The 6,391-nt window shown below is 37.4% G+C and carries 5 protein-coding genes; all 5 read left to right on the forward strand.

Translation table 11 applies throughout. From position 1 onward, the window contains the following. Positions 1-10 precede the first annotated feature (10 nt). The 5 genes from M3202_RS09545 to M3202_RS09565 all read left to right on the forward strand — a co-directional run bounded on the left by M3202_RS09545 (position 11) and on the right by M3202_RS09565 (position 6,252). Complete coding sequence (locus M3202_RS09545) at positions 11-1,096, forward strand: Ldh family oxidoreductase (RefSeq protein WP_251223120.1); 1,086 nt, start codon at positions 11-13, stop codon at positions 1,094-1,096. Positions 1,097-1,125: 29 nt separating this feature from the next. After that, positions 1,126-2,136: a TAXI family TRAP transporter solute-binding subunit gene (locus M3202_RS09550; RefSeq protein ID WP_251223121.1), complete on the forward strand. Its 1,011-nt coding sequence runs from the start codon at positions 1,126-1,128 to the stop codon at positions 2,134-2,136. Between the two features lie 27 nt (positions 2,137-2,163). Next, positions 2,164-4,137, forward strand: coding sequence for a TRAP transporter permease (locus M3202_RS09555; protein WP_251223122.1), 1,974 nt, complete (start codon positions 2,164-2,166; stop codon positions 4,135-4,137). 158 nt (positions 4,138-4,295) lie between these two features. After that, complete coding sequence (locus tag M3202_RS09560) at positions 4,296-5,009, forward strand: FadR/GntR family transcriptional regulator (RefSeq protein WP_251223123.1); 714 nt, start codon at positions 4,296-4,298, stop codon at positions 5,007-5,009. A gap of 304 nt (positions 5,010-5,313) precedes the next feature. Continuing rightward, positions 5,314-6,252, forward strand: a complete 939-nt coding sequence (locus M3202_RS09565) for a phosphotriesterase family protein (RefSeq protein WP_251223124.1) — start codon at positions 5,314-5,316, stop codon at positions 6,250-6,252. Positions 6,253-6,391 lie beyond the last annotated feature (139 nt).

The raw sequence follows: 6,391 nt of genomic DNA on the forward strand, positions 1-6,391 counted from the left end.
AAGAGAAGTGATGAAAATGACTAAAAAGCCATTATATATTGATTATAGAAGGCTAGAAAAGCTGGCTTATGACATCTTATTAAAGGGCGGACTTTCCGAGATGGAAGCACAAGAAACGGCCACTCATTTAGTTCGAGCTAATTTACGGGGGGTAGACTCTCATGGGATTACTCGCGTTCCTATTTATTTAAAGCGCTTACATGTGGGAGTAGTACGGGCTAAGGCTGATGTCAGTATCATTCATGAAACGCCTGTAAGCGCATACATTGATGGGAATAATGGAATTGGTCCCTATATTGCTCGAAAAACTACAGAGATTGCAATTGAAAAGGCCAAAAAATCAGGAGTGGCTATAGTAGGATTAACAAACGCCAACCATCTTGGAACTTTAGGATATTATAGTGAGTTGGCGGTTAATGAAGGATTAATTACATTCATTACTGCTAATGCCCCCGCTAATATGCCTCCATTTGGAGGGGCTGAAAAATATTTTGGAACAAATCCTTTCTCATATGGTTTTCCAACGGGGAGAGAAAAACCTTTTATACTTGATATGGCTACAAGTGTGGTTTCTAAAGGAAAGATTATATTAGCAATGAAAAACAATGAGAACATTCCTTTAGGATGGGCAATTGATAAGAATGGACAAGAAACGACTAATGCTCAGGAGGCTGTAGATGGTTTAGTTCTTCCACTGGGAGGGCCAAAAGGATATGGCTTAGCCTTTATGGTTGATATTCTTTCAGGAATTATGACCGGCAGCAATTGGGGACCGCATATAAATGATCTATATTCGAACTTTACAGAACCTCAAAACGTGGGAATGTTTGCAATTGTATTAAGACCAGACCTATTCATATCCGAGGTGGAATTTAAAAAGAAAATAGATCAAGCTATTAGTGAAGTTAGAAATCTAAAGCTACAAAAAGGATTTGATCGTATTTATATTCCAGGGGAAATAGAAACAATTACATTAGAAAAGCGTAGATCTGAGGGAGTTCCTTTAACAATTGAAACTGTCACAGAATTAGAAAGACTAGGAAAAGAATTAGAGGTAAATGTAGACTTTTTAACCGATTTAATACAAATGGCTTAAGTTGACCAATATACAGGGAGGTTATGATATTGAAGTTCAAAAAAACTATGTTAGTAATATTGGGGTTAGTAGGCGGTTTCTTATTAGGCGCCTGTGGGCAGGAGTCAGCGGAAGAAATTAATGGTTCTGGAAATTCCGGTTTGACAGATATCAATATTGCCACAGCTACAACAGGAGGAGCTTATTATCCAATAGGTAATACATTGGCTAACTTATGGTCTAATCATATTGATAATATACGTGTATCTGCACAATCAACCCAGGGAACTCCTAATAATATCGAATTATTAAAGCGGGGGGAAGTCCAAATTGCAATTGGTCAAAGTGGAGTTATTTATGATGCCTATCAAGGAGCCGGTACTTATACCGAATCTCACGAACATTTAAGAACAATTACAAATTTATATCCAAATTACATTCATTTTCTAGTTAATAATGAAGGAGATGTTAAGACAATTGAAGATCTTGATGGAAAGCGTTTTATCCCTGGAGCGATAGGAAGTGCAGCTGATGTTAACTCGACTGAAATATTAGAAGCGTATGGATTAGGTTATGGAGAAGGTGGTTCTATTAAAGCTGACTTTGTTGGGTTCAATGAAGCTGCGGAAGCAATGAAAAACCGACAGACTGATGCAATCATGATTTCTGGAGGATTACCAACTCCGGCTGTAGTAGACCTTGCTAATTCAACAGACATCGGAATATTACCAATTGAGGAAGATAAACGTAAAGCTGTTATAGAGAAGAATCCGACTTATGTATCCGTGACACTTCCGGGAGGCACATATAAAGGTGTTGATGAAGATATCCCTACTTTGGGTGTGTCTAATATTCTGTTCACTCATGAAGATTTGGATGAAGATCTTGTTTATAACTTAACAAAATCAATATATGAAAATATTGAAGAGGTACAGGGAAGTCATAATGCAATTGCGGCGATGGAACTGGAACTGGCTTTAGAAGGCTTAACTGCTCCATTGCATGAAGGAGCTAAGCGTTACTATCAAGAGCAGGGTCTGGATACAAGCGAAGTAGAGTGACAAAAAATGTAAGGAGGGTAAAGGGAAATGGAGAAAAAAAATAATGAAGAAGAGTTGATAAAGAAATTTGATTCTAGCACTCGTTATAGAAAGTTAACAGGGGTTAGTGGCCTGATAGTCACTCTAATTGCAATATCTTTTTCCCTTTTCCATTTATATACTGCTCAATTTGGGCTTTTGATGCAAGTAAAACAAAGATCAGTCCACCTTGCATTTTTAATGGTTCTAATTTTTTTGCTGTATCCTGCCTTAAAGAAATCTAATCAAGTTCGACCTACTGTAGTGGATTGGATCGGAGCTATAATGAGTCTTGCTGCTGCCGGTTATTTATTATTTGGTTATGATGCCTTGCAATTGCGTGCCGGGGTACCAATTATTACTGATTACATCTTTGGTGCTTTATGTATTCTTCTGATTTTTGAAACCACGAGGAGAGCTATAGGTTATGAACTGCCTATTTTAGGATTGGTGTTTATTTTATATGGATATTTCGGTTATTTATTGCCTGGTTCGCTTGGTCATAGTGGGTACTCCATTGAACGGATAATTGAACACCTCTATTTAAGTTCAGAGGGAATTTTCGGTATTGCCCTTGGTGTATCTTCCACGTATATATTTTTGTTCATATTATTTGGTGCAATCCTTGGCAAAACAGGGCTTTCTCAGTTTATTAATGATTTTTCCATGGGAATCGCGGGGCATAAACCAGGAGGACCGGCTAAAATCGCAATCTTAGGAAGCAGCTTGATGGGTACCATTAACGGCAGTGCGGTTGCTAACGTAGCCTCCACAGGAGCGTTTACTATTCCATTGATGAAAGAGAAAGGATACAAGCCTCACTTTGCTGCTTCTGTTGAAGCGGTCAGTTCAACAGGGGGACAACTGGTTCCACCTGTTATGGGGGCAGCTGCTTTTATCATGATTGAATACACAGGGATTCCCTATTCCCAAATCATGTTAGCTGCATTGGTCCCTGCCCTCTTATTCTATTTGGCTTTATGGTTTGTGGTGGAAAATGAATCTAGGAAATTAGGGCTTAAAGGGGTTCCTAAAGAAGAATTACCGAACATTAGAAAAACCATGCGGGCACGAGGCCATTTATTAATCTCAATTGTAGTGATCTTCTACCTTTTGATTGATGGCTATACACCACTTTTTGCAGCCTTCTGGGGAATCGTGACAACGATCCTTGCCAGTTTTCTCAGGAAAGAAACACGGTTATCACTAAAAGACTTTTTGAACACATTAGAAAACGGAGCAAAAGGGGCATTAGGAATCGGAATTGCCTGTGCGTTAGTCGGTTTTATTGTTGGGATTACATCTTTAACTAGCATTGGCTTAACGTTAGGAAATCAGCTAATTAGTTTCGCTAATGGAAACTTGGTAATAACTCTCTTTTTAACTATGGTTATAAGTATTATTTTAGGGATGGGGCTACCAACTACAGCAGCTTATATTGTAGCTGCAGTAATTGCAACACCGCCACTTATTCAGCTAGGCGTACCGGTGTTAGCTGCTCATATGTTTGTTTTCTATTATGCTTGCTTATCTAATATTACACCTCCAGTAGCTTTAGCAGCCTATACTGGAGCGGCTATCGCTGGTGAAAGACCAAACAAGGTTGGATGGACCAGTTTCAGATTGGCACTATCAGGTTATATTATTCCATTTATGTTTGTTTATTCACCAATTCTATTGTTAGGCGTTGGCGATGAAGTCTTTACACTACAAACGGTTATTGCAATTGTTACTGCTATATTAGGTGTTTATGTATTAACAACATCCTTACAAGGGTTTTGGGTAGTGAAATTAAATATGGTTGAAAGTACATTACTGTTTGTAATGGCGATTATTTTAATTAACCCTGGCTGGATAACAGATACAGTGGGTACTATCGTTATTCTTTGTATGTATATAATGCAGAGAAGGAAAGGACGTAATACAGAAAGATCCATTATTAATGAAAAGGATAGAAATCAACAAGCCTTTAAGTCTTTATGAAAGCTGTGCTATGAAGATCGGAGGGAGACATGAAGTAGTTCTGTCTCCTTACTCTTAAATAAACGAATAAAGAACTGCAGCTGTCCATTTATATTTGTGAAAAATGAAAGGGGGGATTACTATAGTTTAAGAAGATAAAAATAATTGAGGTGATAAAAGTGAGTATTACTCCTATTAGGCGTCAAAAAATTTATGAAGAAATTGTTCAACAAATTTATCAACTTATTAGAAGGGGAGATTACAAAGAAGGTGATAAATTACCTGCTGAAGGAAAACTTGCTGAAGAATTTGGAGTTAGTAAGACAGTTGTCCGGGAAGCTATGAGCGTGTTAAAAGCAAGCGGTGTAGTGGAAAGCCGATCTGGATCAGGAAATTTCATTCGGAAATTAGAGGGGGAAACGTTTGTCCAGTCCATTGGACCCTCGCTACTAAATATTCAATCTCTAATCGAAATTCTTGAACTTCGCCGTGCTTTAGAAATTGAAGCAGCTTCGTTAGCAGCCGACAGAGCAACAGAGGAAGATATTGAACTTTTAAAAGAATACAATCGTAAACTCGCGAGTTCCGAGAAGCTTGAGGAAAGAGTAGAGAATGATTTTCTTTTTCACAAAACATTATTCTATGCTACCCATAATAGTGCTTTTATAAAGGTATTCGATTCTATTTCCAGTCTGTTTAAAAGTGGGATTGAGGAAAGCAAAAAACAGTCTTCAAACTTGCCAAATAGGCATAAAGAAGGGGTAGAAGAACATTTTACAATAATGGAAGCAATCAGTGAAAAAGATGAAAAAAAAGCAAGAGCCACAATGCGCGAGCACCTCAAAAACAATGAATGGAAGACGTGGAAGATTAAGATGAAAGAGGATGAATAAATAATTAGTAAAGAAGCGTAATGTAGTCAGTATGCTGGAAAAGGCAAGGGAACAACTTCATCAGTTTCTTCTTCACCTAGTATAAAGTCATGTTCCTTATAAATAATTAGGTGAAGAAGATTAGTTTTAAAATAAGGCCAATTTGTATGAGAGTAGATCAGAAATAACTCAAAAGAAGAATATAGCCAAAAAAGAAAAACTTTACTCATTTTATTATCTGAATTTTTGGAAAAATACTATAGGAATAGTTATGTGATGTATAAAAAGAATCTGACAAGGTAACCAGGTGGCGGGAGGGGAAATAATGGGACAAGTTCAAACAGTAACAGGGGAAGTTGAGATCAATGATTTTAACTATATCTTGATGCATGAACATTTACAAATCGGCTATACAGGATGGCATCTTGACCCTTTTTCACCTAAGTATATTAGGAAAGAAATTATTGATCGGGCAGTTGATCGCTTACAAGAATTAAAAACCTACGGGGTAGACTGTATGGTTGATCCTTGTACTATGGAATTAGGCAGAGATCCTGAGTTAATGGCCGAGGTCTCCCAACGTTCCGGGGTTCGTATAATATGTTCAACGGGATTTGACTTAGAGGCAAGAGGAAAATTGTTTGCTATACAGAGACTTTCATGGGAAGAAATCTTAGAAATTTATTTGAAAGAAATCACTGATGGCATTGGAGAAACAGGAATTCGACCAGGAATCATTAAAGCTGCCACTGGCTATAACAGGATAACTGAATATGAAGAAATGTGTCTTAAAGCAGCAAGTCATGCATCCAGAATCTCCGGAATTCCGATTATTACTCATACAGAGCATGGGACAATGGGACCGGAGCAAGTACAGTTGTTTAAAAGTGAGGGTGTAAATTTACAAAAATGTATTATTGGGCATTGTTGTGCAAATCACAATTTAGATTATCAATTGAGTATATTGGATGAAGGCGCATTGGTTGGATTCGATAGATTTGGAAATGAGCATTTTTCTAAAGATAGACTAAGGATAGGTACACTTTATGGTTTATTACAGATGGGGTATTCCGAACAAATTATTATTTCATGTGACTCTGTATGTAGCTACCTCGGTCGATTTCCTTTTAATGAAGAATACGAAAATTGGCATCCGCGTTACTTGTTTAATTCGGTTATACCCGAATTAAAGCAGAAAGGCATTAAAGAGAATGATATTCAAAATTTAATACAATATAATCCAAAACGATACTTTTCAATCTAAAAAACAATAAAAGGTACTGTCAAAAGTTCTATGAAAAGTCGGTAGATGGTTCAGATTCTTTCCATGAATTTAGTGGGAAGGCCACGCAATCGCCCTTGACAAACACGCCAATGGTTTGACTCGAGCTTATCAAGGGCGA

The sequence above is a fragment of the Halalkalibacter oceani genome, assembly GCF_023715605.1.
Classification (GTDB): Bacteria; Bacillota; Bacilli; order Bacillales; family Bacillaceae_D; genus Halalkalibacter; species Halalkalibacter oceani.